Genomic DNA, 25940 nt, shown 5'->3' with positions numbered 1-25940 from the left:
CGGAGGCCCGCGCCGCAGTACCGCGACACGGGCCTCCAGCCGACGGAAACCACTCAGAGGCGGCCCTCCTTGACCGCGCGGGTCACCCACGGGATCACCTCGTCCAGCATCTCGTCCAGCGAGGTGCTCGCCGTGAAGCCCAGCACCTCACGGGACTTGGTCACGTCCGGCACCCGCTTCTGCACGTCGTACTGGTAGGGCTCGTCGGAGACGTACTGGAACGGCACACCCTCACCCTTGATCTTGCGCCAGATCAGCTCGGCCAACTCCAGCACGGTGGTCGACTCGGCGGTGGAGAGGTTGAAGTCCTCGTTGCGTGCCGCCGGATGCTCGATCGCCGTGGCGATGCCCCGGGCCAGGTCGCCGCCGTAGGTGTAGTGCCGGATCTGGTTGCCCTCGCCGAGGATGTGCAGCGGGTCCTGCCCCTTCACGATCTTCTGCACCAGATCGGGCACGACGTGCGACATGGCCAGCTTGACGTTGCCGGAGAGCACCTCGGCCTGTCCGAGCGCCCGCCCCTCCCCCACGCCGACGCAGTTGAACGGTCGCACGATCGTGTACGGCAGCTGGTACTGCTCCCAGGCCGCCCGGGCGTAGTACTCCACGGCCAGCTTCTGGAAGCCGTATGACGACAGCGGCGGCGGGATGCGGCGCTCGTCGCCCTCCCGGCTGGGCCAGTGCTCAGTGGACTCGAAGACCATCGAGGAGGAGAGGTAGGTGACCTTCGCCAGACGGCCGTCGCGATGAGCGCGGATCGCCGCGTCGCAGGTGGCCGCCATGATCCGCTCGTTCGTGGCGAGCAGGTCGTAGGCGTACGCGTGGAAGTAGGAGATGCCGCCGATCATCGCCGCACCGGCGACCAGGTGGTCGCAGCCGTCCAGCAGCTCGGTGAGCAGGTCCGCGTCCCGGGCGTCGCCCTCGACGAACCGGAACCGGGGGTGCTGGTCGTAGCTGTGGGTGACCGGGCCGTACTTGGAGAAGTCGTCGACACCGACGACCTCGTGGCCCCGGTCCAACAACTCGGAGACGAGGTAGCCGCCGATGAAGCCGGCAGAACCAGTTACCAGGACCTTCGCCACGTGCGCTCCTATGCGGTCTGTTCGAACTCGGTGCTGTCCTGCGGGCCGCGCTGGGCCGGCACGACCCCGGTCGGGATGGTGCGCCCGGACAGTTCCTCCCGTGCCAGCCGTCGACCGTATGCGAAGAAGTACCAGCGCAGGTAGCCGGGAAGGAAGCGACCCAGGTCGAAGTGGGACTCCCCCAGCGGCCGATCCAGCCAGATGGTCGGGATCTCGGCCACGGGCAGCCGCAACCGGGTCGCCTTCGCGGTCAGTTCCAGTCCGATCTCGAAGCCGGTCCGCGACTCGATCCCCACCTCCCGCACGAACGCGGTGTCGTACGCCTTGAAGCTGTTCGTGGCGTCGCGGGTGCCGACGCGGGCGAGGGTGTAGAGGCTGCGTCCCGCCCAGCGCGACATCATCCGCTTCAGCCGGGGCCCGCCGACCTGCTGGCCTCCGGGCATGTAGCGGGAGGCGGCGGCGACCACCACCCCCCGGTCGACCAGCCGGGCCAGCTCGTCGATCTGTCGGGGATCGTCACAGCCGTCGGCCATGGTCACGACCACGACCGGCGCGAGCGCCGTGTCGATGCCGAACCGGATCGCGTTGGCCGGACCGCGACCGTAGGTGTTGAGCACCGCCCGCACCCGCGGGTCCGTGCGGGCGACCTGCTCGACGTACGGCACGGTGGTGTCCTCGGGCATGTCGTGCACGATTAGCACCTCGGCGGGCAGCCGCATCTCGCGCAGCATCCGCTCGAGGCAGCGCAGGATCGCCTCGCCCTCGTTGTAGACCGGCACGATCACCGAGACCTGGGGCTTCACACCCGCACCCCCTGCCCGGTCAGGCCCCACATGTCGATGACCGGCTTGTCGGTGTCCAGGCGGGCGTACTGCTCGTGCGGGGCGGCGATCACCAGCAGGTCGGCCCGGCGCAGCACCTCGTCCAGGTCGATCAACCGCTCGTCGGCCACGTGGGGGTCCGTGCAGAGCGTCTCACGGGTCTTCAGCGCCAGGATCTTGCGCAGCTTGTACGCCAGGCTCTCCCGGGGATCGTCGCTGCCGCCCTTGAAGGCCATCCCGAGGATGCCCACGGTCAGCTCGGACAGGTCGAAGCGGTCCTCCAAGCGGGACACCAGGTAGAGCGGCAGCCCCTCGTTGATCAACATGGCGGAGTGGCCGAGCACGAAGTTGTTCCGGTTGAACGCGGCCAGCTGCATGGCGTCCTTGAACAGACACGGCCCGGCCGCGAACCCGGGCATCGGCAGGTCCGCCGCGCGCGGGTAGTCGTACGCCACGGCGTGCCGGATCCGGGCGAAGTCCAGACCGAAGTCGTTGGCCATCATCCAGAACTGGTTGGCGGTGGCGAACTTGATGTAGCGCCACGTGTTGGTGAACAGCTTCGCCAGCTCGGCCTCCTCGGGCTCGAGCGGCACGATCTGGGTGGTGAGGTGTCGGAACAGCTTCTCGGCCCGGGCCAGTGCCCCCGGCGTACGGGCGGCGACGATCTGCGGCAGCGTGAACAGCTCCGTCATCGCCCGCCCCTCGGCGATGCGCTCCGGACAGAACGCCACGTCGGCGCGGATGCCCTTGCCAACGAGCAGCTTCTCGGTCAACGCGGTGACCCCGGGGTAGACGGTGCTGCGCAGCACGACGAGCTGCCCGTCGCGCAGGTGCTCGGCGCAGCGCTCCAGGGCGCGGGGCACGGCACCCAGGTCCGGGTTGAGGTGCTCGTCGACCGGGGTGCCGACCACCACGACGAGGTGCTCGGAGGCGCCGACGCTGGACGGGTCGGTGCTGGCCCGCAGTCGGCCGGCGGCCACCGCCTCCGCGAGCGCCTCGGCCGCGCCGGGCTCGGCGAAGGGCAGCGTGGCCGCGTTGACGGTGTCGACCGCGTCAGCGTTGAGGTCGTACAGCACGACGGAGAGGCCGCGCGAGGCGAAGGCGATGCCCAGCGGCAGCCCCACCCGCCCGCAGCCGCCCACGATGCAGACATCGACGGTGATGATCGGCGGATCCTCGGACATGACTCGACTCCCGTGGGGGCGGCGGGGGTGTGACTCCGGCTACACCTGGAATCAAAGCAGGTTAACCGCTCGGATGTGACTGGCGGGTAGCCAAAAATTCCGAGGCCCCTGACCTTTTAGCCGATACGTCGAAGGTGATCTTGTGTCGAGTCGCTCGCTCCTCGAGGAGCAGGATCTCCGGGTGCATGACGAATGCCCCTCCCGCGCCGGCGGAAGGGGCATTCGTCGTCACTCAGGTGCCGCGCAGGGTGGCGCCGAAGCGCTCCGCGGCGCGGGCGACCGCCGCGTCCCGGGCGGCCACCGCCTCCTCCACGGTCAACGTGCGGTCCGGTGCCCGGAAGGTGAGCTTGTACGCCAGCGACCTGCGGTCCGCCCCCAGCTGCTCCGAGGCGTACACGTCGAACAGGCGCACGCCCTCCAGCAGGCCGCCGGCACCCTCGACGAGGGCCTGCTGCACCTGTGCCGCGGGCACCGAGGAGTCGACGACCAGCGCCACGTCGATCAGCGCCGGGGGGAAGCCCGACACGACCGGCGCGGACGCCACCGGGGCGGCCGGCAGCGCGTCCAGGTCGAGCTCCATGGCGCTGGTGCGCCGGGGCAGCTCCAGCGCTGCCAGGACCGCCGGGTGCAGTTCGCCGGCGTGCCCGACCACGGTGCCGTCGACCAGCAGCTCGGCGCACCGCCCGGGGTGCCAGGGGGCGTGCTCGGCGGCCCGGACCTCGATCCGCTCGGCGGGGACCTCGGCGGCGGCCAGCACGTCCCGGCCGGCCTGCACGGCGTCGGCCCAGCCGGCCGGGCGGCCCGCGCCCCACCAGCCCGCCGGCTCCACGTCGCCGGTCAGGACGACGGCGACGTGCCGGGGCTGCTCGGGCACCACCGCGTCGGCGGCGGCGAACTCCTCGTCGGTGGGGCGCCGGTCCACGCCCATCGCCGGCGGGCTGCCGGCGCCGGTACGCGGGTGGAACACCGCGCCGATCTCGTAGAGGGCGAGGTCGCGCTGGCCCCGGCCGAGGTTGCGCTTGACGATGCCGAGCAGCGGACCCAGCAGCGTGGTGCGCAGCAGCGGCTCCTCCTCCGACAGCGGGTTCGCCAGCCGCACCGCGCGCCGACGCGGGTCGTCGGCCGGCAGGCCGAGCTGGTCGGCCAGCCCGGGGGCGACGAACGGGTGCGCGAGCACCTCGACGTACCCCCGCTCGGCCAGCGACCGGGCCACGGCCCGGCGGCGCCGCTGCTGCCAGGTCAGGCCGCGGCCGGGCGGCGCGGTCGGCAGCACCGACGGCACCCGGTCGTACCCGTCGAGGCGGACCACCTCCTCGACCAGGTCGGCCGGGTCGGTCAGGTCGGGCCGCCAGGTCGGCGGGGTGACGCTGAGCGCGTCGTCGGCACCGGCGCCGACGCCGACCTCGCCCGGATCCTCGGCCAGCCGGTCGGCGCCCCGCGCGACGGTGCAGCCGACCTGCTCCAGCAGGGCGACCACCCGCGCCGGCGGGTAGCTCACGCCGACCCGCCGGCTCGGCAGGTCGACCGGCAGCACGACGGGGGTACGCGGACGCACGTGGTCGATGTCGAGGATCTCGTCCCCGGCCGCGCCGCCGGCGTGCTCGGTGAGCAGCCCGACCGCCCGCGCGATGGCGACCAGCGGCAGGGCCGGGTCGACGCCCCGCTCCCACCGCTTCGCCGCCTCGCTGAACAGCTTGTGCCGGCGGGCGGTGCGCCCGACCATCACCGGGTCCCAGTGGGCGGCCTCGAAGAGCACGTTCGTCGTCCCGGCGACGACCTCGCTGGTCTCGCCACCCATCACGGCGGCCAGCGAGATCGGGACGCCGGCGCCCTCGCCCGCGAGGGCGTTCGGAAGCCCGGCGTCGCAGATCACCATGTCCTCGGGCGCGAGGGTGCGGGTGACCCCGTCCAGGGTCGTCAGCTTCTCCCCCGCCTCGGCGCGGCGGACCACCAGCGGCCCGGCGATCCGGTCGGCGTCGAAGGCGTGCATCGGCTGGCCCAGTTCGAGCATCACGTAGTTGGTGATGTCGACCGGCAGCGAGATGCAGCGGATGCCGGCGGCGGTGAGCCGCCGCTGCATCCAGCCGGGGGTGGGCGCCGCCGGGTCGACGCCGCGCACGAGGCGGGCGGCGAACCGGTCGCAGCCGACGGTGTCGCGCACCTCGACCGGGTACGCGGGCATGTCGGTGCCGCCGGGCGCGGGCGCCAGGCCCGGGTCGCGGAACGGCACGCCGAGGGCGTGCGACAGCTCCCTGGCCAGGCCGCGCACGCTCATCGCGTACCCCCGGTCGGGGGTGATCTCCACCTCGACCACGACGTCGTCGAGCCCGACGACGGGCCGCGCGTCGTCGCCCGGCTTGGCCGGTACGTCCCCGGGCAGCACGATGATGCCGTCGTGGTCGTCGCCCAGGCCGAGCTCCCGCGCGGAGCAGATCATGCCGTTGGAGTTGCGCCCGTACGTCTTGCGCGCGCCGATGGCGAAGCCGCCGGGCAGCACGCCACCGGGCAGGATCACCACGACCCGGTCGCCGGGGGCGAAGTTGCGCGCCCCGCAGACGATCTCCTGCGGCTCGCCGGTGCCGTTGGCGTCGCCGACGTCGACCCGGCAGAACCGGATCGGCTTCTTGAAGCCGGTCAGCTCCTCGATCTCGCGGACCTCACCGACGACCAGCGCACCGGTGACGGTCTCCCGCAGGTCCACCACGGACTCGACCTCGACGCCGAGGTCGACCAGGGCCTGCTCCAGGCCGGCCGTGGGCAGGTCGGCGGGGAGGTCGACGTACTCCCGCAGCCAACTGACAGAAACTCGCATGACTCAGACCACCGTCTCCGTGACTCGTACCCGCATCGCCTACGCCCCGACCCCGAACGCGCGGGTGAACCGCACGTCGCCCTCGGCCATGTCCCGCATGTCGCTGACCCCGTGCCGGAACATCACCGTCCGGTCGATGCCCATGCCGAACGCGAATCCGGAGTAGACCTCGGGGTCGATGCCGCAGGCGCGCAGCACCCGCGGGTTGACCATGCCGCAGCCGCCCCACTCGACCCAGCGCGGGCCGTCGCGGTGCTCGGGGAACCAGACGTCGAACTCGGCGGACGGCTCGGTGAACGGGAAGTAGTGCGGCCGGAAGCGGGTCCTCGCGCCCGCGCCGAACATCGCCCGGGCGAAGTGGTCCAGGGTGCCGCGCAGGTGCGCCATGGTGATGCCCCGGTCGACCACGAGGCCCTCCACCTGGTGGAAGACCGGCGCGTGGGTGGCGTCCAGCTCGTCGGTGCGGTAGACCCGGCCGGGCACGATCACGTAGATCGGCGGCTTGCGGGCCAGCATGGTGCGCGCCTGCACCGGCGAGGTGTGCGTACGCAGCACCAGGCCGGAGCCCTCCGCGCCCTGCGGCGGCGCGACGTGGAAGGTGTCCATCAGGCCGCGCGCCGGGTGGTCGGCCGGGATGTTGAGGGCGTCGAAGTTGGTCCACTCCAACTCGACCTCGGGCCCCTCCGCCACCTCGTAGCCCATGCCGACGAACAGGTCGCTGACCTGCTCCATCAGCGTGCTGATCGGGTGCCGGGCGCCCCGGGGCCGCCGGTCGTTCGGCAGCGTCACGTCGACGCGCTCCTCCACCAGCACCCGCTGCGCCTGCTCCCGGTCCAGCACCTCCTGGCGGGCGGCGTACGCGGCCTCGACGGCGCGGCGGGCCTCGTTGACCCGCTTGCCGGCGTCGGACTTCGCGGCTGGCGGCAGCGCGCCGATCTCGCGGCGGGCCAGCGAGATCGGCGACCGGTCGCCGAGGTGCGCCGGGCGCAGCGCGGTCAGCGCGTCGGGGTCGGCGGCCTCGGCGAACGCCTTCTCGGCGGCGGCGACAGCCTCGGCCAGGGCGGCCGGGTCGAGCAGGGCGACCTGCTTCGGATCGTACGGATCGTTGCGGTAGCTCATGACGTACGGGCACTCCCTCACGGCGGCGCCAGCCCTCACTCAGGCGGCGAAGCGAGTCTACGGACGCGCGGCTGTGCCGCAGCCCGCCGGTGGGAGTTGTGCGGGGAGCAGGTCAGGCCCGCCGCCCGCCGACACCGGCGGGCTGGCTAAACGAACGCCGTGGCGCGTTCATGGGCGGACGCTCTCCTCTGCTGGACGGCTCGCGGGACCGGCGACCGGTCACCGCTGCGCTCTCGCTGAAGCGTACAGGCAGACCGCGGCGGCCGCAGCCAGGTTCAGGCTCTCGGCGCGCCCGTGCAGGGGCACCCGGACCCGGGCGTCGGCGGCGGCGGTGAGGGCCTCGGGCAGCCCGTGCGCCTCGGAGCCGAAGAGCCACGCGGTGGGGGCGGCCAGCCGCCCCTCGTCGGCCAGGTCGTCGAGGTCGTCCTCACCGTAACCGGTGGTGGCGAGGACGGTGAGCCCGGCGGCGCGCAGCGCCGCGACGACGTCCACCGGGTCGGGGGCGCGGACCACGTCGACGTGGAAGAGGCTGCCGGCCGAGGCCCGCACGCACTTGCCGTTGTACGGGTCGACGGCCTCGCCGGCGAAGACCACCGCGCTGGCACCCGCGGCGTCGGCGGTGCGCAGCACGGTGCCCGCGTTGCCCGGGTCACGGATCCCGGCGAGCACCGCCACCAGGCGGGGCCCCTCGGCCAGGGCCCGCTCCAGGGGCACGTCGAGGTGGCGGCAGACGGCGACGAGGCCCTGCGGGGCCACGGTCTCGGCCAGCGCGGCGAGCGCCTCGTCGGTCGCCTCGGACACGGGCACGTCGGCGCGGGCCGCGACGGCGGCCAGGTCGGCGTGGCGGTCCAGGGCGGCGGGCGTACCGAAGAGTTCGGTGACCACCCCCGGGCGGGCCAGGGCCTCGCGGACCGCCTGCGGTCCCTCGGCCAGGAAGCGGCCGGCGGCCTCGCGGTCCCGGCGGCGTTGCAACCGCCGGGCGGCGACCACCCGGGGCGTACGCGGGGTGAAGGGGCCGGAGACAGCGTCGAGGCGTCTCCCGCGCGATGGTGACTGCATGGGAGACGCCTCGATCTGCTGGTGCGCGGGGATCAGGCGGCCTGGGCCGCCGCGCCGCCGGTGCCCTCGGCCGCGACCGCGGCCCGGGCCAGCTCGACGATCGCCGCGAAGGCGGCGGCGTCGTTGACGGCCAGGTCGGCCAGGATCTTGCGGTCGACCTCGATGCCGGCCAGGCGCAGGCCCTGGATCAGGCGGTTGTAGGTCATCCCGTTGGCGCGGGCGCCCGCGTTGATCCGCTGGATCCACAGCTGCCGGAAGTCGCCCTTGCGGTCGCGACGGTCCCGGTAGGCGTACTGCATCGAGTGCAGCACCTGCTCCTTGGCCTTGCGGTAGAGGCGGGAGCGCTGACCGCGGTAGCCGCTCGCGGTCTCCAGCAGGGTACGGCGCTTCTTCTGGGCGTTCACAGCCCGCTTGACGCGTGCCATCTCAACTCCTAGTTACGTAAAGGTGGCGCGCGTCAGCGGCCGAGCAGCTTCTTGATGCGCTTGACGTCGGCCTTGGCCAGCACCACGGTGCCGGTCAGCCGACGGGTCTGGGTGGAGGGCTTCTTCTCCAGGTTGTGCCGGAGGCCGGCCTGCTGGGCAACGATCTTGCCCTTGCCGGTCACCTTGACCCGCTTGCCCATCCCCGTGTGGCTCTTCATCTTCGGCATGTGGAACGTCTCTCCCCTGTTACTCGCCGCTGTTGTCGGCGACTGTGCCGGTGTCACCGGCCGCTGCGGGCTCGCCGGCCGGGGCGCCCTCGGCGTCCCGTTCCCTCGGCCCGCCTCGGGTGGCCGTGGCGGCGACCGCTGCGGCCTTGGTGGCGCGGTGCGGCGCGAGCACCATGATCATGTTTCGACCGTCCTGCTTCGGAGCGGCCTCGACGTACCCCAGCTCCGAGATCTCCGACTCGAGCCGGCGCAGGAGCCGGTAACCCAGCTCCGGGCGGCTCTGCTCGCGACCGCGGAACATGATCGTCACCTTGACCTTGTCGCCGGCCTTCAGGAACCGCACCACGTGACCCTTCTTGGTCTCGTAGTCGTGCGGGTCGATCTTCGGCCGGAGCTTCATCTCCTTGATGACGGTCTGCTGCTGGTTACGCCGCGCTTCGCGCGCCTTGAGTGCGCTCTCGTACTTGAACTTGCCGAAGTCCATGAGCTTGCACACCGGCGGGCGCGCCATCGGCGCAACCTCGACCAGGTCCAGGTCGACGTCCGCGGCCAGCTGAAGGGCGCGCTCCAGCGGGACGATGCCCACCTGCTCACCCTCGGGGCCGACCAGTCGGACCTCACGTGCCCGGATCTGCTCGTTCACGCGTGGTTCGACGCTGATGGGGCCTCCTCGAGTCAAAATCTCTGCGTGGCCGACCCCGCGGCTCCCGGGTGGGAGCCGACCTGGAAAGCAGAAGGCCCCGGCGCATGCCAGGGCCCGCTCGACCGGTCGGCACGATCACAGGATCGCGCATCCGGCGCCGGGACGTGCCCGGAACCGGTGACCGGACCCGGCCACCGTGGCGGTGACTCGGGTGGGAGCAGGCGCTCCTCTTTCAAGGCTGTCGTGCGTGGCGCGACTGCGCACACGCGGGGACAGCCTGGTCGACTTGCCCACACTACACCCTCGCCGGGGCGAGCACCCACCCGGCACCCGGTCAGCGGCCGGTGGCGCCCTCGGCCAGCCGGGCCTGGTGCGCCTGGTGCAGCCGGCGCAGGGCGCGGACCCCTTCCACGGCCCGCTCCTTGTCGGCGGCCTGGAGGGCGACCATCGGCAGCAGGTCGTCGTCGTGCAGCTCCAGGCTGGCCCAGGGCGCGCCCCGGTCGAAGCGGACGCCCCGGACGACCTCCCACGGCAGCTCGTACGAGCCGACGAGATTGCGGACCCGCACGCCCCGTGCGGTCGCGTCGACCCGGGGGCGGGTGAAGATCAGGAGGGCGAGCGCGCCCAGGACGCCGAGCCCGACCATCGCGATCTGGTCGCCGCGCTGGAAGCTGCCGTAGCCGTTGCCGGTCGCGCCGCTCAGCGTGGTCGCCAACAGGCTGAACACCACGAACAGCACGGCTGCGGAGACCCAGCAGACCAGCCGGACGCGGTGCGGGCGGAGGTGGACGGACTCGGTTTCGCTCACCCCACCAGTCTGCCACCCGCACCCGGCCGCCCCCGCGCCGCCACACGCCCCGGCCCTGTCAGCCCTCCTCGGCCTCCAACTCGCCCATCCGCCGCAGGCGGGGCAGGTCGCGTACGGTGATCCGGCGATAGTCCGTGTCGACCAGGCCCTCCGTGCGCAGGTCCCGCAGGGCCTTCTGGATGGACGTCTCGGCGGCGCCGCAGATGCTGGCCAGTTCGGGCTGCGTGAGCCGCACGTCGATGACCACGCCGTCACGCACCTGGCGGCCGTGCGTACGGCAGAGTTCGGCGACGACCCGGGCGACCCTGATCTTCACCGGGTACGAGGTGAAGTCGATGCGGCGCCGGTTGGACCAGCGCAGCCGGTCGGACACCATCGCCGCCAGTTCCAGGGCGGCCTCCGGGTGCTCCGTGAGGAACGCCTTGAACCGGTCGGGCTGGATGACCCGGTAGGTCGCCGGCCCGCAGGTGGTGACGCTCGCCGAGCGGGGCCGGTCGTTGAGCGCCGACATCTCGCCCACGAGGTCTCCGCCGACGCGCAGGGCCAGCAGCGCGGCGCGCCCGTCCGGGAGGGTCGCGGTGACCTTCGTCAGCCCCTCCTCGAGCAGCACCAGGTGCGACTCCCGTACGCCCTCGTGGATGACGATCTGCCCGGGCGGCACCCGCCGGCGCACACCCAACTCCAGCAGGGAGACACGGACCGCGGGGCCGAGTCGTTGCAGGAACGTGCCGTACGGCCAGGTGACGGCGGACGGTTCGGCCGGTCGTCGCATCAGCGCTCTCATCCTCCTCGGCCAGCGACAGCGGTCGAAGCGTAGCCGGCCCTGCGCGGTGCGCGACGCCCGCAGCCGCAGGGCGGCGGCGACGGCGAGCTGGACGACGACCAACGCCAGCAGGACGCCCGGCGGCCAACCGACCGCGAGCAGCAGTTCCAGCAGACCGATCCTCATGCGACCAGGACACCGGCCCGCCGCGCGCCGGACACCCGCACAGGAGGGGATGACGCCCCGCCGACAGTTGCGGTGATGCCGTACTTCTACGGGGTTCCGCGGTGCCGGCCCCGGTTCGATGTCCCCTGCGGTGCCCGCCTGTGGGGCGGGTCGGGCGAGGAAGGGCGGCACGACGATGCGACATCCCGAGCGGCGACTGTTGATCTCCGTGGACATGGAGCGGTACAGCCGACGCACCAATCTCCAGCAGTACGAGGCGCAGCAGGACTTCCGGGACCTGCTGCACGAGGCCGCCCACGACGTCGGGCTGGACCGGGTCGCCTGGACGACGCAGCAGGCCGGCGACGGCGAACTGGCCATCCTGCCCCGGGACGTGGCCGAGTCCCGCGTCATCGGCCGCTTCGTACCGGAGCTGAACCGGCGGCTGCGCGCCTACAACAGCAGCCGGGTGCCCGCCGCCCGGATCCGCCTGCGGGTCGCCGTCCACCAGGGACTCGTCCACCTCGACGGGGCCAACGGCTTTCCCGGCAACGCCGTCGTCTTCGTCTGCCGGCTGTGCGAGGCGGAGCCCGTCAAGCGCGCCCTGGCGGCCTTCCCCGACGCGGGGGTGGCGCTGGTCGTGTCGGCGGAGATCTACCGCGACGTCGTCACCGAGTACCCGGAGGAGATGCGCCCGGAGCGGTTCCGCCGGGTCGAGGTCGTCCACCCCGACAAGGGGTTCCAGGAGGACGCGTGGCTCTGCGTCGTGGACGAGGACATGTCCGCCCCTCCGGGGGCGGGGACCTCGACGCCGCCGCCCGCACCGCGCGGCGGCGGACCCGCCGCGGAGCACCGACGGGAGCCGTCGGACCCCCCGGCGAGGCCACGGGACGCGGGCGGCATCCGGACGGGCGACGTGCGGGTCGACGGCCAGAACGCGATCGGGCCCGGCGCCACGGCGATCGGCTCCGTCGGCCGCGACGTGACCTTCGGCGGCGGGCGGGAGGGCCGGAACCGGTGACCGCCCCCGACTTCCCGTACCCGCACGGCGACGTCGTCGGGGGCCCGGCCGGGCCCCGGGACGACCCCGACGAGGGGTACGACCGGCTCGGGGCTGGCCCGGAGCAGGACCCACCGGACGGGCCGGCGGACCCGGGTGGGCCGTCGGACGGCGGCGAGGCGGACGAGCCGGAGGAGCAGCTCGACTCGGGCGACGTGCTCCGCCGGCTGGCCGGCCTGCTCGGCGGCCCCACGATCGGCCTCGGCGACGTGCGCGTACGCGGCCAGAACGCCACCGGTCACGGCGCCGTCGCCATCGGCACCGTCAACGTGACCACTTCGGCGCCCGACGGCACGGGACGGATCTGGTACGAGCGACTGAGCGCCACCGACGTCCGGGAACTGGCGCAGGGGTACGCGCCGACGTCGAGCGACCAGCAACTCGACCGGCACCTCAAGCGCCGCCACCTGGTGTGCCTGTCCGGCCCGCCCGCCAGCGGCCGGTTCACCTCCGCCGTCCTGGCCAGCGCGCGCAGGCACGGGCACGACCGCGCCTGCGTACTGGGCGCGGAACAGCCCGACGACCTGCTCGGACAGAGCGAGCGGTTGCCCGCCGGCCACGGGTACGTGCTCCGGCTCACCGACGCCGCGGCGAACGCCGTCGACGGGTTCACCCTGGTGGCGCTCGCGGCCCGGGCCGAGGCGACCGGCATGACGCTGGTCCTGGTGGGCGACTTCGCCCGGCGCGGTCAGGATCTCGCCGGGCACGTCGTGGAGCACCGGGTGCCGCCGGCGGTGGAGGTGTTCCGGGCCCGGCTGCGCCAGCAGCTGGCGGGACGCTGCGTCGGCTGGTGCCCGGACGGCTGCGACGGCAGCTGTGTGGAGCGCTACCTCGACGACGAGTGCGTCGCCCATCCGTTGCTCTCGGCCTACCTCGCCGGCGAGCCCCGCCCGGGGGAGGTCGTGCCGGTGGTGGAGCTGGTCGCCCGGTCGGTTCCGCACGGCCCCGCCCTCACCGAGCGGTTGGAGCAGCTGCTCCCCCGCCAGCTGCGCGAACGCGCCACGCAGATCCTCGACGTCGGCCGGCACGAGGGCCCGGACCGGGTCGACGGCTGGGCAGCCGACCAGGCCCGCGCGTTCCGGCTGGCCTGCGCCGTGCTGGCCGGGCAGCCGGTGGCGGAGATCCGGCAGGCGGCCCACCGCCTGGCCGGGCCCGACCTCGCCGGGATCCCGTCCGCCGGCCCGCGGCTGCGCGGCCCGGACCTCGACACGCTGCTCGGGTCGACGCTGCGCCAGGCGGTCGTCGTGGTGAGCGACGAACGCGCCGCAGGTGGCTGGCGCATCGAGTTCGGCGCCGGCAGCGAGCAGCTGCGCTCGACGCTGCTGGAGGTCGCCTGGACGGACTGGTGGCTGCCCGGGCACCTGCTCGGCTGGCTGGCGGACCTGGTCCGCTCCGACGTGCCGGGAGTCCGGCAGGCCGCCGCGGGAGCCATCGGCTGGTCGGCCGGGCGGGACGTGCGGGCAGCCCTGGAGACGGTCGGCGAGCTGGCCCGGGAACGGCGGGCGGGCGTCCGGCAGGCCGCCGCCATCGTGCTGGTCGCGATGGCGATGCAGCCCGGCCTGCGACAGCGCGTACGCGCCGAACTCGACCAGTGGGCGGCCGGGTCGGCGGCGCACCTGCGGGACACCGTCGCCCGGGCGTACGGCCTCGGCCTGGCGCGCCTCTGGCCCGACGCCGCCCTGATGCAGCTGCGCCTGGTGGCGCAGGCCCGCATGCAGCGGCGGAACAACTCGGTGGTCCGCGGCCTGGTGGAGGTCTACCGGGACGGCCACGCGGCCACGCTCGTGCCGGAGCTGGTCGACTGGAGCGCCTCCGACGACCCGGAGGTGCGGCTGCACGCGGCGCGCACGCTGCGCGTCCTCGCCGACCGCTGGGCCGAGCCGCCCCGGGCGCACTGGCCGGAGCTGCTCGACCTCGTCCGGCGGCGGGTCGTCGAGCCGGGCGACGTCGCCGCGCTCTGGGCCGTGGCGCTGGGCATGCCGCAGACGGCCTACCGGTCGTGGCGGACGCTCGGCTTCTGGCTCAACCGGGCCGACGGCGACGGCGAGGTCGCGGCCCAGTGCCTGGACCTGCTGCGGCACGTGATCGCCGGCCGGCCGCCGCTGCGCCACCGCCTCGACCACCAGATCCGCCACGTCTGGCGGCCCATCATGCCGCGCAACGACCTGCTCGACGCCGTACACGCACTCATCGACGAGGACCTGCCATGACCACTCACCCCACCGGCCCGCCCACCACCGCGACGTCCGTGCCGTCCCAGCCGGAGCGCCGCCGCTGGTGGCACACCTTCCTCACGCCGGCCGGACCGCTCCCCCTCCCCTCGCCGCCGCCGGTTCCCAGCACGGTGACGTTCCGCCACGACGTGCCGCAGCCGATCCTGGTCCCGGCGAGGGGCGACGCCTTCGACTTCCGGCTGCACGCCGTCTACACCTGGACCGCGCAGAACATGGCCTACGAGGAGCTGCGGCTGCGCGCCGAGCGGTATCTCGCCTGGGCGGGCGGCATCGTCCGGGAGCGGGCGGTGGAGCTGGCCCGGCAGTACGAGCCGCACCGCTCGCACGACCTGGAGCGGGCACTGAACGACCGGCTGGCCGGTCAGCGCTGGCCCCGGGAGGGTTCCCAGCCGCACTTCCGGGTGCAGGTGCGGGTCAGCCCGGACGAGCGGGTCCGGGAGCGGCTGCGGCCGTACTGGGAGGAACGGATCAAGCTCGAGTGCGACCACGAGTTGCAGAAGATCAGGGCGCAGCAGGCGGACGAGTTGACGCGCCGGTGGTGCGCCGTGTTGCAGAGCCTGGAGGACGATCCGGTGACCGCGCACGCGGCCCGGCTCACCGGTGAGCAGTTCGCCGAGGTCTTCCGTCGCTACGTGCAGGAACGCCGGGAGACGGTGCCGGAGCTGGTCGAGCTCCTGCGCGAGGCCGTACGTGGGCACGGCGACCTCGGCATGGGGCCGTCGGAGTACACCGAGGCGTGGGACGCGGCGATCCGGACGTACGAGCGGCGCCACGGGCTGGGCGAGCGGGTGAACTGACCGTTGCTGCTGCGTACCGCCGGATCGTCGGCGCCTACCCGGGCGTCGCTGATCCGGCGGTCGCCGCGGCAGCCCGCGGGCCACCGGCGGTGGGCGGACCGGCGTCGCGCGGGCCCCGGCGGCCGGTTCCCCGGCCGGCGACCAGGGCCGCCGTCAGGGTGAGCAGAGCCCCGGCGAGCACCGGCAGCCGCAGGCCGGGGCCGCCCGGCAGCAGCGCGTCCAGCAGCAGGGCGCCGCCCAGCTGGCCGGCGACCAGGGCGAGCCCGGTCCGCAGCACGCCGACGGCCGGGACCCCGACCAGCAGGGCCGCCACGATGACGACGCCGAGCAGGCCGCCGGTGTAGAGGTACCAGTCGCCCGGCCAGGTCGGACGCGGCCCGGTGAGGGCCCCGGCCAGCGCCGCGACCAGCAGTACGACGGGCGTGGCCGTGGCGAAGTTGACCACCATCCCGGCGGCGGCCGAGCTGGCGGCGGAGACGCGCGCGTTCAGCGCGGACTGGAGCGCGACGCCCAGCCCGCCGGCCACGGCGAGCAGGACCAGGCCGAGGGCGAGGTCGCCGACGGGCTGGCCGAGCTGGGCCAGCGTCACGGCCGCCACGCCGAGCAGCGCCCCGGCCACCCGTGCCCGGGTGAGCGCCAGCCGTCCCACGGGCGCCAGCCCGGCCCGGTCGACGGCCAGCCCGCCGAGGCTGCCGCCGGCGACCTGGGCGATGGTGAAGACCGCCACCCCGAGCACCGGCACGATGTACGCCCCGGCCAGCACGATCGCCGCCCCGCCGAGCCCGCCCAGGTACGTCCACCAGGGCAGCCGGGACCGGCGCAGCGCGGCGAGGCCGGTGCGGGCCGACGGCAGCGCCAGCACCCCGAGGCCTACCAGCAGGGCCCCGCCGAGGTTGTTGACCACCGCGCCGAGGGTCGCGTTGCCGGCCCGCTCGCCCAGCTCGGCGTTGGCCGCGCCCTGGGCCGCCGAGGCGACGCCGGCGAGGGTGACCAGGGTCAGCGCCGCCCACGGCGGCAGGGCGCGCGACACCGCCGACGGCGCCGCGGCGCCCGCCGCCGTGGGCGGGCGGCTCACAGCCGGCAGGCGTGGATGTTGGTGACCAGGATCGCGCGGGCGCCGAGCTCGTACAGCTCGTCCATGATCCGGTGCACGTCGTCGCGGAGCACCATCGCCTGCACCGCCACCCAGCCCTCGCGGTGCAGCGGCGAGACGGTGGGCGACTCGATGCCCGGGGTCAGCGAGCTGGCCCGGTCGAGCAGGCCGGCGGGCACGTCGTAGGCGAGCATCACGTAGCGGCGGGCGACCAGCACCCCGTGCAGCCGGCGCAGCAGCTGCGCGGACTGCGGGTGGGTCTCGGCGGCGGCGCGGCGCACCAGCACCGCCGACGAGCGCAGCAGCGGCTCGCCGAAGACCACCAGGCCGGCCTGGCGCAGCGTGGCGCCCGTCTCCACCACGTCCGCGACCACGTCGGCGACGCCGAGGCGTACGGCGTTCTCCACCGCGCCGTCGAGGCGGATCACCTCGGCCTCGAGCCCCAGCTCCGCGAGGTGCCGCTCGACGAGCCCCGGGTACGCGGTGGCGATGCGGTGCCCGCCCAGCTCCCGCACCGAGGCGATGTCGTCGGGGCGGGCGGCGAAGCGGAAGGTGGCCCGGCCGAAGGCGAGGTCGACGACCTCCTCGGCGGGGGCGCCGGAGTCGATCAGCAGGTCCCGGCCGGTGATGCCCAGGTCCAGGTCGCCGGAGCCGACGTAGGTGGCGATGTCCTTCGGGCGCAGGTAGAAGAACTCGACGTCGTTGGCCTCGTCGCGGCAGACGAGGTCCTTCGGGTCGGTGCGCTGACGGTAGCCCGCCTCGCGCAGCATCTGGGCGGCCGGCTCGGCCAGGGTGCCCTTGTTGGGGATGGCGACACGCAGCATGACGGAGTGCTCCTTCGATCGAAACTGATCAACGACGGGGCGCACTCACAGATGTCGGTAGACGTCCTTCAGGTCGAGACCGCTGGCCAGCATCAGCACCTGGACCTGGTAGAGCAGCTGGGAGATCTCCTCCGCCGTACGCTCCGGTCCCTCGTGCTCGGCGGCCATCCACGACTCGGCCGCCTCCTCGACGACCTTCTTGCCGATGAAGTGCACGCCCTTCTCGAGCGCGGCGACCGTGCCCGAGCCGGGGGTGCCCGCGGCGGCCTTGGCCTGCAGCTCGGCGAACAACTCCTCGAACGTCTTCACGCCGCGATTCTTCCAGCCGCCCCGACGACCCCGGCGCGCCGGGTAGGAGCCCCGTTCACCGACCGGGAACGCCACACGGCGGTGCGTCCCCGGTCGGGGGCGGGATCAGCCGCCGAAGCCGACCCGGTGGCCGTTGCCGGCGAGGTCGCGGATCGTCAGCGCGGCATCCAGGGCGGCCACGGTTGCCGCCCAGCCCTTGTCCTCCGCCGAGCCGGGCAGCCCGGCGCGGTCGCGGGCCTGCGCGAGGGTGTCGACGGTCAGCACGCCGTGCGCGACCGGCTTGCCCTCGTCCAGCGCCACCCGGGTCAGCCCGTCCGTCACGGAGCGGCACACGTAGTCGAAGTGGGCCGTGGCGCCCCGGACCACCACGCCGAGGGCGACCACCACGTCGCAGCGCCGCGCGAGGGCCTGGGCCACCACGGGCAGCTCGACCGAGCCGGCCACCCGGGCGGTGACCGCCCGGGCCCCGCACGCCTCGGCGGCGGCGACCGCCCGGTCGAGCATGTGATCGGTCAGCTCGCCGTGCCAGCGGGCCGCGACCACGCCGACGGTCATCCCGGCGGCGTCGACCGCCGTCACTCCCGGTTCACCGAAACCCGCCACGCCTACGCTCCGATCTCGTCGCCGAGGACCGGGCGGCCCATGGGGGCCTCGGTCACCTCGTCCAGCTCGTCCAGCAGGTGCCCCATCCGGTCCCGCTTGGTGCGCAGGTAGCGCACGTTCTCCGGGTGCGGGCGCACCGGCAGCCCCTCGCGGCCGGTGACGGTCAGCCCGTAGCCCTCCAGCCCGGCGCGCTTGGCCGGGTTGTTGGTGAGCAGCCGCATCGAGCGCACCCCGATGTCGTAGAGGATCTGCGCGCCGGTGCCGTAGTCGCGGGCGTCGGCCGGCAGGCCCAGGTCGAGGTTGGCGTCGACCGTGTCCCGGCCCTGGTCCTGGAGCTGGTACGCCTGGAGCTTGTGCAGCAGCCCGATGCCGCGCCCCTCGTGGCCGCGTACGTAGAGCACCACGCCCCGCCCCTCCCGGGCGACCCGGTCCAGGGCGGCGTCGAGCTGCGGGCCGCAGTCGCAGCGCACCGAGCCGAACACGTCGCCGGTGAGGCACTCGGAGTGCACCCGCACCAGCACGTCGCGCCCGTCGCCGATCTCGCCCATGACCAGGGCGACGTGCTCGGCCGAGTCGTGCTCGCTGCGGTAGCCCAGGGCCCGGAACACGCCGTGGCGGGTGGGCATCCGGGCGTCGGCGACCAGCTCGACCTGCTTCTCGGTGCGCCGCCGGTACGCGACCAGGTCCGCGATGGTGATCAGGGTCAGCGAGTGCTCGGCGCAGAACTTCTCCAGGTCCGGCACCCGCATCATGGTGCCGTCGTCGTTGACCAGCTCGCAGAGCACGCCGGCGGGGCGCAGCCCGGCCAGCCGGGTCAGGTCGACGGCGGCCTCGGTGTGCCCGGGCCGGCGCAGCACGCCGCCCTCGCGGGCCCGCAGCGGCACCACGTGCCCGGGGCGGGCCAGGTCGGCCGGGCCGGTGCCGGGGTCGGCGAGCAGCCGGATGGTGTGCGCCCGGTCGGCGGCGGAGATGCCGGTGCTGACGCCCTCGCGGGCGTCGACGGTCACCGTGTAGGCGGTGCCGCGCCGGTCCTGGTTGGTGTGGTGCTGCGGCGGCAGGTCCAGCCGGTCGCACTCGCTCTCGGTCAGCGGCGCGCAGATGTAGCCCGACGTGTGGCGCACCATGAAGGCGAGCAGCTCCGTCGTCGCCAGCTCGGCGGCGAAGATCAGGTCGCCCTCGTTCTCCCGGTCGGCGTCGTCGACCACGACGACGGGCCGGCCCGCGGCGACGTCCGCCACCGCCTGCTCGATGCTGCCAAAGGTGCTCATGCCGGCACTCCGCTCGCTCATGCCACGGCCTCCGAGTAGGTCGACGGGATCGGGGCGGGCGCCGGGCGGGCGACCCGCGAGGTGCGCCACCAGGCCACCAGGCCCCAGGCGCAGAAGGCGCCGTAGACGAGGTACATGGCGGCCGACGGGTAGAACCCACCGCGCAGCAGCAGTGGCACGCCGACCGCGTCGACGGCGATCCAGATGAGCCAGAAGTCCACCCAGCCGCGCGCCATCCCGTACGTGGCGAGCAGGCTGCCGGTGAGGATCCAGGCGTCCGGCAGCGGCCCCCAGGAGCCGAGGGCGGCGAGCGCCGGGTACGCCGCGGCGGTGCCGATCACGGCCGCGAGCAGCAGGCCCAGCCGTTCCCGGCCGGTGGCCCAGCGGGGCGCCACCGCGCTCCGGTCGCCGTCGACGCCCCGGCGGCGGTGCTGCGACCAACGCCACCAGCCGTAGACGCTGACCGAGAAGAAGAAGACCTGCCGGCCGGCCTGCCCGTAGAGGTCGTGCGCCTGCGGGGTGGCGAAGACGCCGCCCAGGAAGACGGTGAACAGCAGCGCGTTGCCGATCATGCCGACGGGCCAGGCCCAGACCAGCCGGCGCAGGCCGAACACCGCCGACGCCAGCCCGAAGCCGTTGCCGACGATCTCGCGGACCAGCACCGGCGAGCCGGCGATGTCGACCTGCGCGTCGAGCAGCCAGCCGAGCGGGCCCATCAGGCCGCTCCGCCCGGCAGCCCGGCGACCGGCAGCCCGCCGGGCGGGTCGGCGTCGGGGACGGCGGGCCCGGCCAGCCGGGCACCCAGCAGCCGCTCGACGTACTTGGCGAGCACGTCCACCTCGAGGTTGACCGGGTCGCCGACGCGGCGGGCGCCGAGGGTGGTCAGCTTCAGCGTGGTGGGGATCAGCCCGACCGCGAACCAGTCCTCCCCGACCCCGGCGACGGTCAGCGAGACGCCGTCGACCGTGATCGAGCCCTTCTCCACCACGTACCGGGACAGGGCGGCGGGCAGCCGGAACCGGACGGTCTCCCACTGCGCGGCCGGCTCGCGGGCGTCGACCTCGCCGACGCCGTCGACGTGCCCCTGCACGAGGTGCCCGCCGAGGCGGCTGCCCAGCGCGGCGGCCCGCTCCAGGTTGACCGGGTCGCCGGCGCGCAGCGCGCCCAGCGCGCTGCGGCGCAGGGTCTCCCCCATCACGTCCGCGGTGAAGGTCCCGTTCTCGACGTCGACCACGGTCAGGCAGACGCCGTTGACGGCGATCGAGTCGCCGTGCCGGGCGTCCGAGGTGACCAGCGGGCCGCGGACGGCGACCAGCGCCGAGTCCCCCGCCGTCTCGGTGACGCGGACGACCTCACCCAACTCCTCGACGATGCCGGTGAACATGTCAGCCCTCCCTCTTCCGGGGCAGCGCGGTGATCCGCAGGTCGGGTCCGACCTGCGTGACGTCGACGTACTCCAGGTCGATGGCCTCGGCGATGGTGGTCACGCCGGCGTCGACGAGGGCGGTCGGCCCGGCGCCGAGCAGCCGGGGCGCCACGTAGCCGACGATCTTGTCGACCAGGCCGGCGGCCAGGAAGGCGCCGGCCAGCTTCGGACCGCCCTCCAGCAGCGCGGCGCGGACCCCGCGCCCGTGCAGGGCGGCGAGCAGCGCCGGCAGGTCGACGCGGCCGTCGGGCCCGGCGCCGACCTCCGCGGCGGTGGCGATCCAGGTGCGCGCCGCGCCGTCGCGGACCCGGGCGTCGGCCGGCGTACGACCATCGGTGTCCACCACGACCCGCAGCGGCTGCCGGATGGCGAGCGTGCCGTCGCGCAGGTTGCGGGCGGTGAGCCGGGGGTCGTCGGCGAGGACCGTGCCCACCCCGGCGAGGACCGCGTCGACGGTGCCGCGCAGCGCGTGCACGTCCATCCGGGCGGCCTCGGAGGTGATCCACATGCTGGTGCCGTCGGCCGCCGCCGACCGGCCGTCCAGCGTCGCGGCGAACTTCCAGATGACGTACGGCCAGCCGCGGCGCATCGAGGTGAGCCAGGCGATGTTGCCGGCCTCCGCCTCGCAGGCGCGTACCCCCGTGTCGACCTGGACCCCGGCGGCGCGCAGCGTGGCGGCGCCCCCGGTGGCCAGCGGGTTGGGGTCGGGCACGGCGATGACGACGCGGGCCACGCCGGCCCGCACGAGCGCGGTGCTGCAGGGGCCGGTGCGGCCCGTGTGGTCGCAGGGTTCCAGGGTGACCACAGCGGTGCCGCCGCGGGCCCGCTCCCCGGCCTGGGCGAGCGCGACGATCTCGGCGTGCGGCCCGCCGGCGTAGGCGTGGAAACCCTCGCCGACCACGTGCCCGTCCGCGTCGAGCAGCACGCAGCCGACCACCGGGTTGGGGCTGGTCGTGCCGAGACCGCGCGCGGCGAGTTCCACCGCGCGACGCATCGCCTCGTCGACGGAGACGCCGGCCATGCCCTGCCCTCTCACTCGCCGGTCGACGCGCGGGCGGTGACGGGAGGCAACGGCATGGGGCCGCGAGCGTGCGGCGGCGGAGATCCGGGTACGGCGGAGCCGCCCCGGGGGGCGCGCACGGCACGCTGAACTCAGCGGCCGGGCAGGCCCGTCCGTCCCGCGCGCTGTCTCCCATCCGGACTGTCTGGGGGCGGGGGTTGCCCGCTCCCAACCGTCGGCCCCGGATTCTCACCAGGTCCACCGGGCGGCACGAGGCCGACCGGGTCGCGGGCTTACCACGGTCACGCCGTGGATCACCGCCGGTTCGGAATTACACCGAGTCCCGCCAGCGCGTGGTGGGTACACGGGAAGTGTTACACGCCGCACGGGGGGTCGCGCCACCCGGGCGGTGCACTTCACAGCAACAGCGCACGAATCAGGTAACGCCGCGCCGCCGGTCCACCGCCACGTACGAGCCGGGCTGACTCTTGGCCACGGTCTTCATCTCGGAGGCGACGGCGATCGCCTCCAGCGGGTTGGTGAAGCGCTTGCCGGAGTCGGAGAGGCACACGCCGATCGACAGGGTGACCAGGGCGGCGCGGCGGATGTTGCCCCGGCGGTCCTTCAGCTCCACGTAGCCGCGAGCGGCGTCCACGGGGTCGTAGAGCGAGTCGGCGGCCTTCTCGAAGTCGGCGGAGACCCGGGAGGTGAGCGGCCGGACCTGCTCCGGGGCGCAGACGATGACGAAGTCGTCCCCGCCGACGTGCCCGAGGAAGGCCGGCGGCAGCCCCACCGAGACCACCGCCCGGTGCAGGCTGCGGGCCAGGGCGGAGATGAAGTCGTCGCCCCGGACGAAGCCGTAGCGGTCGTTGACGCTCTTGAACCGGTCGATGTCGATGTAGCCGACGGCGTAGTCGACCCCGCTGCGGACCCGGTCGGAGATCTCCCGGCGGATCCGGCTGTTTCCGGGCAGCCCGGTCAGCGGCGAGACCTCGCGGAACTCCTTGTTGCGGCGCAGCGTGGAGCTGACCCGGGCGACCAGCTCGGCGGTGTCGAAGGGCTTGACCAGGTAGTCGTCGGCGCCGGCGCTGAGCCCGTGCACCTTGTCCACCGTCATGCCCTTGGCGGTCAGCATGATCACCGGCAGGGCCGAGGTCATCGGGTCGGCCCGCAGCCGCCGGGTCAGCTCCAACCCGTCGATGCGCGGCATCATCAGGTCGACCACCGCCAGGTCGGGGCGCTGGCGCTCGATGACCTCGAGCGCCTCCTGCCCGTCGCTGGCGTGGATCACCTCGAAGCCGTGCAGGCGGAGGTTGAACTCGACGAAGCGCGCGATGTCCTCGTCGTCGTCGACGACGAGGATCACGTCCTGGCGGTCGTCGGCGGGTTCCACGTCAGGCCCCGGAGGCGGCGCGTTCCGCGAGCGCCCGCAGCTTCCGCACGGCCTCGGCGGGGTCGTCGGCGCCGTAGACCGCGGTGCCGGCGACGAAGGCGTCGGCCCCCGCCTCGGACGCCTGGGCGATGGTGTCGGCGGCGATGCCGCCGTCGACCTCGATGCGCAGTTCGAGGTGGCCGGCGTCGACGTGCCGGCGGGCCGTACGCACCTTGTCGAGCAGTTGCGGGATGAACCGCTGCCCGCCGAAGCCGGCCTTGATCGTCATGATCAGCAGCGTGTCGAAGCTCGGCAGCAGCTCCAGGTAGGGCTCGATCGGGGTGTCCCGGTCGATCGCCAGCCCGGCCTTGGCGCCGGCCGAGCGCAGGTCCTTGGCCAGGGCCACCGGGTCGTCGCACGCCTCGGCGTGGAACGTCACGTTGTACGCCCCGGCGTCGGCGTACCCGGGCGCCCACCGGCGCGGATCCTCGATCATCAGGTGCACGTCGAAGGGCAGCTCGGTGGCGGCCCGCAGGCTCTGCACCACGGGCAGCCCGATGGTCAGGTTGGGCACGAAGTGGTTGTCCATGACATCCACGTGCAGCCAGTCCGCGGCGTTCTCGACGGCGCGGACCTCTTCGGCGAGACGGGCGAAATCGGCGGCGAGGATGCTGGGCGCGACGATCGGCGGCGGTACGGTCACCGGGCCAGTGTACGAACGCGGCCGACGGCCGCCCGCAGCGCGCCACCACCCGGGACACCCGGTGACCCGACGGTGACCAGTGGTGCAGAATTGGCCCTCCCGGCGCGGCGAAACCGGACGAAGGGCCATCCGTGACTGGCCGAACGACGGAAACGCGGCAAGACTCCATCAGGGACGGTGACGTGAGCCGCACGCCCGCGCGGTGCCCCGGCGGCGGTCGACGCGTCAGCTCCCGGAAAGGGCGGACGATGCGACGGTGGCTCGCGGCGCTGGCGCTGGCCGGCACCCTGACGACCCTGCTGTCCGGGTGCGTACGACCGGGCGGCTCCGACGGCGACCTCACCGACGACTGGCCGGCGCTGCGTGCGCCGCAGCTGTTCGTGCCGGCCACGGACGCCTGCCTGCCCCGGATCACCGCCGTCGCACAGGCGCGCACCTACGAGGCGGTGGACTGCTCCCGCAGCCACCTGGCCGAGACCGTGCACGTCGGCAGGTTCACCGGGCCGGCCGCCGACGGCGACCGGCCCGAACCGGGATCCGCCGCCCTGCGTCCCGCCCGCGCCGAGTGCGACCAGCGCGCCCGTGAGGTGCTCGGCGGCGACTGGCACGCCGCCCGCATCACCCTGACCGTCGCGCTGCCCGCCACCTCGGCCTGGCGCGGGGGCGCCCGCTGGTTCCGGTGCGACCTGAGCGAGACCGGCAGCATCGACGACACCCGGCCGGTGAACCGCACGGGCAGCCTGCGGGGCGCGATGATCGGCGACTCCCCGCTGCTGCACCGCTGCTTCGACCCCAAGCTGATCGGCGACAACCTGAACTACATGGCCCCGGTGCTGTGCACCGAGCCGCACCGCGCCGAGTTCGTCGGCGTCTACGTGGAGCGGGACATGAGCTGGGCCGAGTTCGGCCGGTCCCACCAGCGGGCGCACACCCGCTGCATGGCGCTCATCGCCGCCTTCGCCGAGGTGCCCAACAACAGCGACCTGCCGTACCGGGCCGGTTCGATCTTCTATCCGCCCTCGCAGCGGGAGTGGCAGGAGGGCGACCGCGGGGTGCGGTGCTTCCTGTGGAGCGACGACCGGAAGCTGACCCGCTCCATGCGGGGCGCGGGCCCGCAAGGGTTGCCCGCGAGCTGAGCGAGGGTGCCGTATGCTGCCGCACCGTGGCGTGTCCGGCCGCCCGCGCGCCGGTGGGAACGCCGCGACGGCCGCCGCCGGGTGCGGCCCACGGACGGCGGGAGGTCGGGATGCGACGGTGGTGGACGGCGGCCACGGTGGGCGCGGTGGTGGCGCTGGCGCTCACGGCCTGCGCCACCCCGGCCGGCACCGACCGTGACCTGACCGACGACTGGCCGGCGCCCGCCGCGCCGCAGGCGTTCGTCCCCGCCGCCGGGGTCTGCCACTCCGGCGTGCAGGACGTCGGCTACCTCTCCGCCTACCGCCCCGTCGACTGCGCGCTGCCGCACCGCACGGAGACCGTGCACGTCGGCACGCTGACCGGCGCGGGAGCCGAGCGCGCCACGCCCCCGCCGGCCGGCTCGGCCGGCATGCGGGCCGCCCGCGCCGAGTGCGACACGAAGGTCAGGACGGTGCTCGGCGGCGACTGGCGCTCCGGGCGGCTCGGGCTCACCGTGGTGCTGCCGTCGCCGCAGGCGTGGGGTGGCGGCGCCCGCTGGTTCCGCTGCGACCTGAGCGAACAGACCAGCCTCGACGAGGCCGGCGCGAAGGACCGGACGGGCAGCCTGAAGGGCGCGCTGACCGGCGCCGCCCCCCTCGCCCACCGCTGCTTCAACCCGAAGACGCGCGGCGACCAGGTGCGCGAGATGGTGGCGGTGGCCTGCACCAGCAGGCACCGCGCCGAGTTCGTCGGCGTCTGGCAGGCCCCCGACACCAGCTACGACGCCTTCAGCCGCGACACCCGCAAGGTGCACCGGGCGTGCCGGACGCTGATCGCGAAGTACGCCAGGGTGCCGGACAACGGCGACCTCCAGTACCGGGCCGGCTCGATCTACTACCACCCCTTCGAACGGGAGTGGCGCAACGGCAACCGCGGCGTGCAGTGCTTCCTGTGGATCAGCGACCGCAACCTCACCAGGTCGGTCAAGGGCGCCGGCACGAAGGGCCTGCCGGTCACCTGAGCGGGGCGG

26 protein-coding genes and 1 riboswitch are annotated in these 25940 nt (G+C 74.2%); of the genes, 5 read left to right on the top strand and 21 right to left on the bottom strand.

The features are described 5' to 3' along the window. Positions 1–53 precede the first annotated feature (53 nt). The 11 genes from CLT72_RS02010 to CLT72_RS01960 form a co-directional block, all read right to left on the bottom strand. The gene (locus CLT72_RS02010) at positions 54–1079 is read right to left on the bottom strand and encodes an NAD-dependent epimerase/dehydratase family protein (protein WP_101409262.1); all 1026 of its coding nucleotides are present in this window, start codon (positions 1077–1079) and stop codon (positions 54–56) included. 8 nt (positions 1080–1087) lie between these two features. Then, on the bottom strand, positions 1088–1882 hold the full coding sequence (locus CLT72_RS02005) for a glycosyltransferase family 2 protein (protein WP_101409261.1): 795 nt from the start codon (positions 1880–1882) through the stop codon (positions 1088–1090). Further along, positions 1879–3084 carry a nucleotide sugar dehydrogenase gene (locus CLT72_RS02000; protein ID WP_101409260.1) on the bottom strand — a complete coding sequence of 402 codons (1206 nt, stop codon included), beginning with the start codon at positions 3082–3084 and terminating at the stop codon, positions 1879–1881. Before CLT72_RS02000 ends, CLT72_RS02005 begins: the two co-directional genes overlap by 4 nt. A gap of 232 nt (positions 3085–3316) precedes the next feature. Further along, the gene (pheT, locus tag CLT72_RS01995; protein ID WP_101409259.1) at positions 3317–5896 is read right to left on the bottom strand and encodes a phenylalanine--tRNA ligase subunit beta; all 2580 of its coding nucleotides are present in this window, start codon (positions 5894–5896) and stop codon (positions 3317–3319) included. Between the two features lie 39 nt (positions 5897–5935). After that, positions 5936–7015: a phenylalanine--tRNA ligase subunit alpha gene (gene pheS, locus CLT72_RS01990; protein WP_101409258.1), complete on the bottom strand. Its 1080-nt coding sequence runs from the start codon at positions 7013–7015 to the stop codon at positions 5936–5938. Between the two features lie 219 nt (positions 7016–7234). After that, a complete protein-coding gene (locus CLT72_RS01985; protein ID WP_101409257.1) occupies positions 7235–8074 on the bottom strand; it encodes a TrmH family RNA methyltransferase in 840 nt (279 codons plus the stop codon). Between the two features lie 32 nt (positions 8075–8106). Then, the gene (gene rplT / locus CLT72_RS01980; protein WP_030335718.1) at positions 8107–8499 is read right to left on the bottom strand and encodes a 50S ribosomal protein L20; all 393 of its coding nucleotides are present in this window, start codon (positions 8497–8499) and stop codon (positions 8107–8109) included. Between the two features lie 32 nt (positions 8500–8531). Then, the gene (rpmI, locus tag CLT72_RS01975) at positions 8532–8726 is read right to left on the bottom strand and encodes a 50S ribosomal protein L35 (protein WP_007458415.1); all 195 of its coding nucleotides are present in this window, start codon (positions 8724–8726) and stop codon (positions 8532–8534) included. A 19-nt stretch (positions 8727–8745) separates the two neighbouring features. Further along, entirely contained in the window at positions 8746–9369 is a 624-nt protein-coding gene (infC, locus tag CLT72_RS01970; protein ID WP_089000940.1) for a translation initiation factor IF-3, read from the bottom strand. A 334-nt stretch (positions 9370–9703) separates the two neighbouring features. Beyond that, entirely contained in the window at positions 9704–10177 is a 474-nt protein-coding gene (locus CLT72_RS01965; RefSeq protein ID WP_101409256.1) for a PH domain-containing protein, read from the bottom strand. A gap of 58 nt (positions 10178–10235) precedes the next feature. Then, positions 10236–11126, bottom strand: coding sequence for a Crp/Fnr family transcriptional regulator (locus CLT72_RS01960; protein WP_350820702.1), 891 nt, complete (start codon positions 11124–11126; stop codon positions 10236–10238). A gap of 175 nt (positions 11127–11301) precedes the next feature. On the opposite strand from CLT72_RS01960, the gene CLT72_RS01955 reads away from it, so the two are divergent. Genes CLT72_RS01955 through CLT72_RS01945 form a run of 3 tightly spaced genes read left to right on the top strand, consistent with a single transcriptional unit; the run spans position 11302 to position 15196 of the window. Beyond that, the gene (locus CLT72_RS01955; RefSeq protein WP_101409255.1) at positions 11302–12126 is read left to right on the top strand and encodes a hypothetical protein; all 825 of its coding nucleotides are present in this window, start codon (positions 11302–11304) and stop codon (positions 12124–12126) included. Beyond that, complete coding sequence (locus CLT72_RS01950) at positions 12123–14375, top strand: hypothetical protein (protein ID WP_101409254.1); 2253 nt, start codon at positions 12123–12125, stop codon at positions 14373–14375. The genes CLT72_RS01955 and CLT72_RS01950 overlap by 4 nt, the downstream gene beginning before the upstream one ends. Beyond that, positions 14372–15196, top strand: coding sequence for a hypothetical protein (locus CLT72_RS01945; protein ID WP_486484164.1), 825 nt, complete (start codon positions 14372–14374; stop codon positions 15194–15196). The genes CLT72_RS01950 and CLT72_RS01945 overlap by 4 nt, the downstream gene beginning before the upstream one ends. A gap of 34 nt (positions 15197–15230) precedes the next feature. On the opposite strand, the gene CLT72_RS01940 is transcribed toward CLT72_RS01945, so the two are convergent. The 10 genes from CLT72_RS01940 to rpe all read right to left on the bottom strand — a co-directional run bounded on the left by CLT72_RS01940 (position 15231) and on the right by rpe (position 23794). Next, complete coding sequence (locus tag CLT72_RS01940; RefSeq protein WP_250101270.1) at positions 15231–16271, bottom strand: DMT family transporter; 1041 nt, start codon at positions 16269–16271, stop codon at positions 15231–15233. Further along, entirely contained in the window at positions 16268–17113 is an 846-nt protein-coding gene (hisG, locus tag CLT72_RS01935) for an ATP phosphoribosyltransferase (RefSeq protein WP_101409253.1), read from the bottom strand. Before hisG ends, CLT72_RS01940 begins: the two co-directional genes overlap by 4 nt. 45 nt (positions 17114–17158) lie before the next feature. Beyond that, positions 17159–17422, bottom strand: a complete 264-nt coding sequence (locus CLT72_RS01930) for a phosphoribosyl-ATP diphosphatase (protein WP_088947482.1) — start codon at positions 17420–17422, stop codon at positions 17159–17161. A gap of 105 nt (positions 17423–17527) precedes the next feature. Beyond that, positions 17528–18025, bottom strand: a complete 498-nt coding sequence (gene ribH, locus CLT72_RS01925) for a 6,7-dimethyl-8-ribityllumazine synthase (RefSeq protein WP_101409252.1) — start codon at positions 18023–18025, stop codon at positions 17528–17530. A gap of 2 nt (positions 18026–18027) precedes the next feature. Beyond that, positions 18028–19293: a bifunctional 3,4-dihydroxy-2-butanone-4-phosphate synthase/GTP cyclohydrolase II gene (locus CLT72_RS01920; protein ID WP_101414879.1), complete on the bottom strand. Its 1266-nt coding sequence runs from the start codon at positions 19291–19293 to the stop codon at positions 18028–18030. Between the two features lie 17 nt (positions 19294–19310). Beyond that, on the bottom strand, positions 19311–20009 hold the full coding sequence (gene pnuC, locus CLT72_RS01915; protein WP_101409251.1) for a nicotinamide riboside transporter PnuC: 699 nt from the start codon (positions 20007–20009) through the stop codon (positions 19311–19313). Beyond that, positions 20009–20677, bottom strand: a complete 669-nt coding sequence (locus CLT72_RS01910) for a riboflavin synthase (protein ID WP_101409250.1) — start codon at positions 20675–20677, stop codon at positions 20009–20011. The genes pnuC and CLT72_RS01910 overlap by 1 nt, the downstream gene beginning before the upstream one ends. 1 nt (position 20678) lies before the next feature. After that, the gene (ribD, locus tag CLT72_RS01905; protein ID WP_101409249.1) at positions 20679–21740 is read right to left on the bottom strand and encodes a bifunctional diaminohydroxyphosphoribosylaminopyrimidine deaminase/5-amino-6-(5-phosphoribosylamino)uracil reductase RibD; all 1062 of its coding nucleotides are present in this window, start codon (positions 21738–21740) and stop codon (positions 20679–20681) included. Positions 21741–21899: 159 nt separating this feature from the next. Then, positions 21900–22074, bottom strand: a riboswitch (FMN riboswitch). A gap of 81 nt (positions 22075–22155) precedes the next feature. Next, positions 22156–23112 (bottom strand): GGDEF domain-containing response regulator, encoded by a 957-nt coding sequence (locus CLT72_RS01900; RefSeq protein ID WP_101409248.1) that lies wholly within the window; start codon positions 23110–23112, stop codon positions 22156–22158. A 1-nt stretch (position 23113) separates the two neighbouring features. Continuing rightward, a complete protein-coding gene (gene rpe, locus CLT72_RS01895; protein WP_089000949.1) occupies positions 23114–23794 on the bottom strand; it encodes a ribulose-phosphate 3-epimerase in 681 nt (226 codons plus the stop codon). A 248-nt stretch (positions 23795–24042) separates the two neighbouring features. On the opposite strand from rpe, the gene CLT72_RS01890 reads away from it, so the two are divergent. Then, positions 24043–24930, top strand: coding sequence for a septum formation family protein (locus tag CLT72_RS01890; protein WP_101409247.1), 888 nt, complete (start codon positions 24043–24045; stop codon positions 24928–24930). A 110-nt stretch (positions 24931–25040) separates the two neighbouring features. Further along, positions 25041–25931: a septum formation family protein gene (locus CLT72_RS01885; protein WP_101409246.1), complete on the top strand. Its 891-nt coding sequence runs from the start codon at positions 25041–25043 to the stop codon at positions 25929–25931. The last annotated feature ends 9 nt before the right edge of the window (positions 25932–25940 follow it).

The organism is Micromonospora sp. CNZ309, from assembly GCF_002846525.1.
Note: the sequence above shows the minus strand (reverse complement) of the source record. Positions and strands in the feature narration are given on the sequence as shown.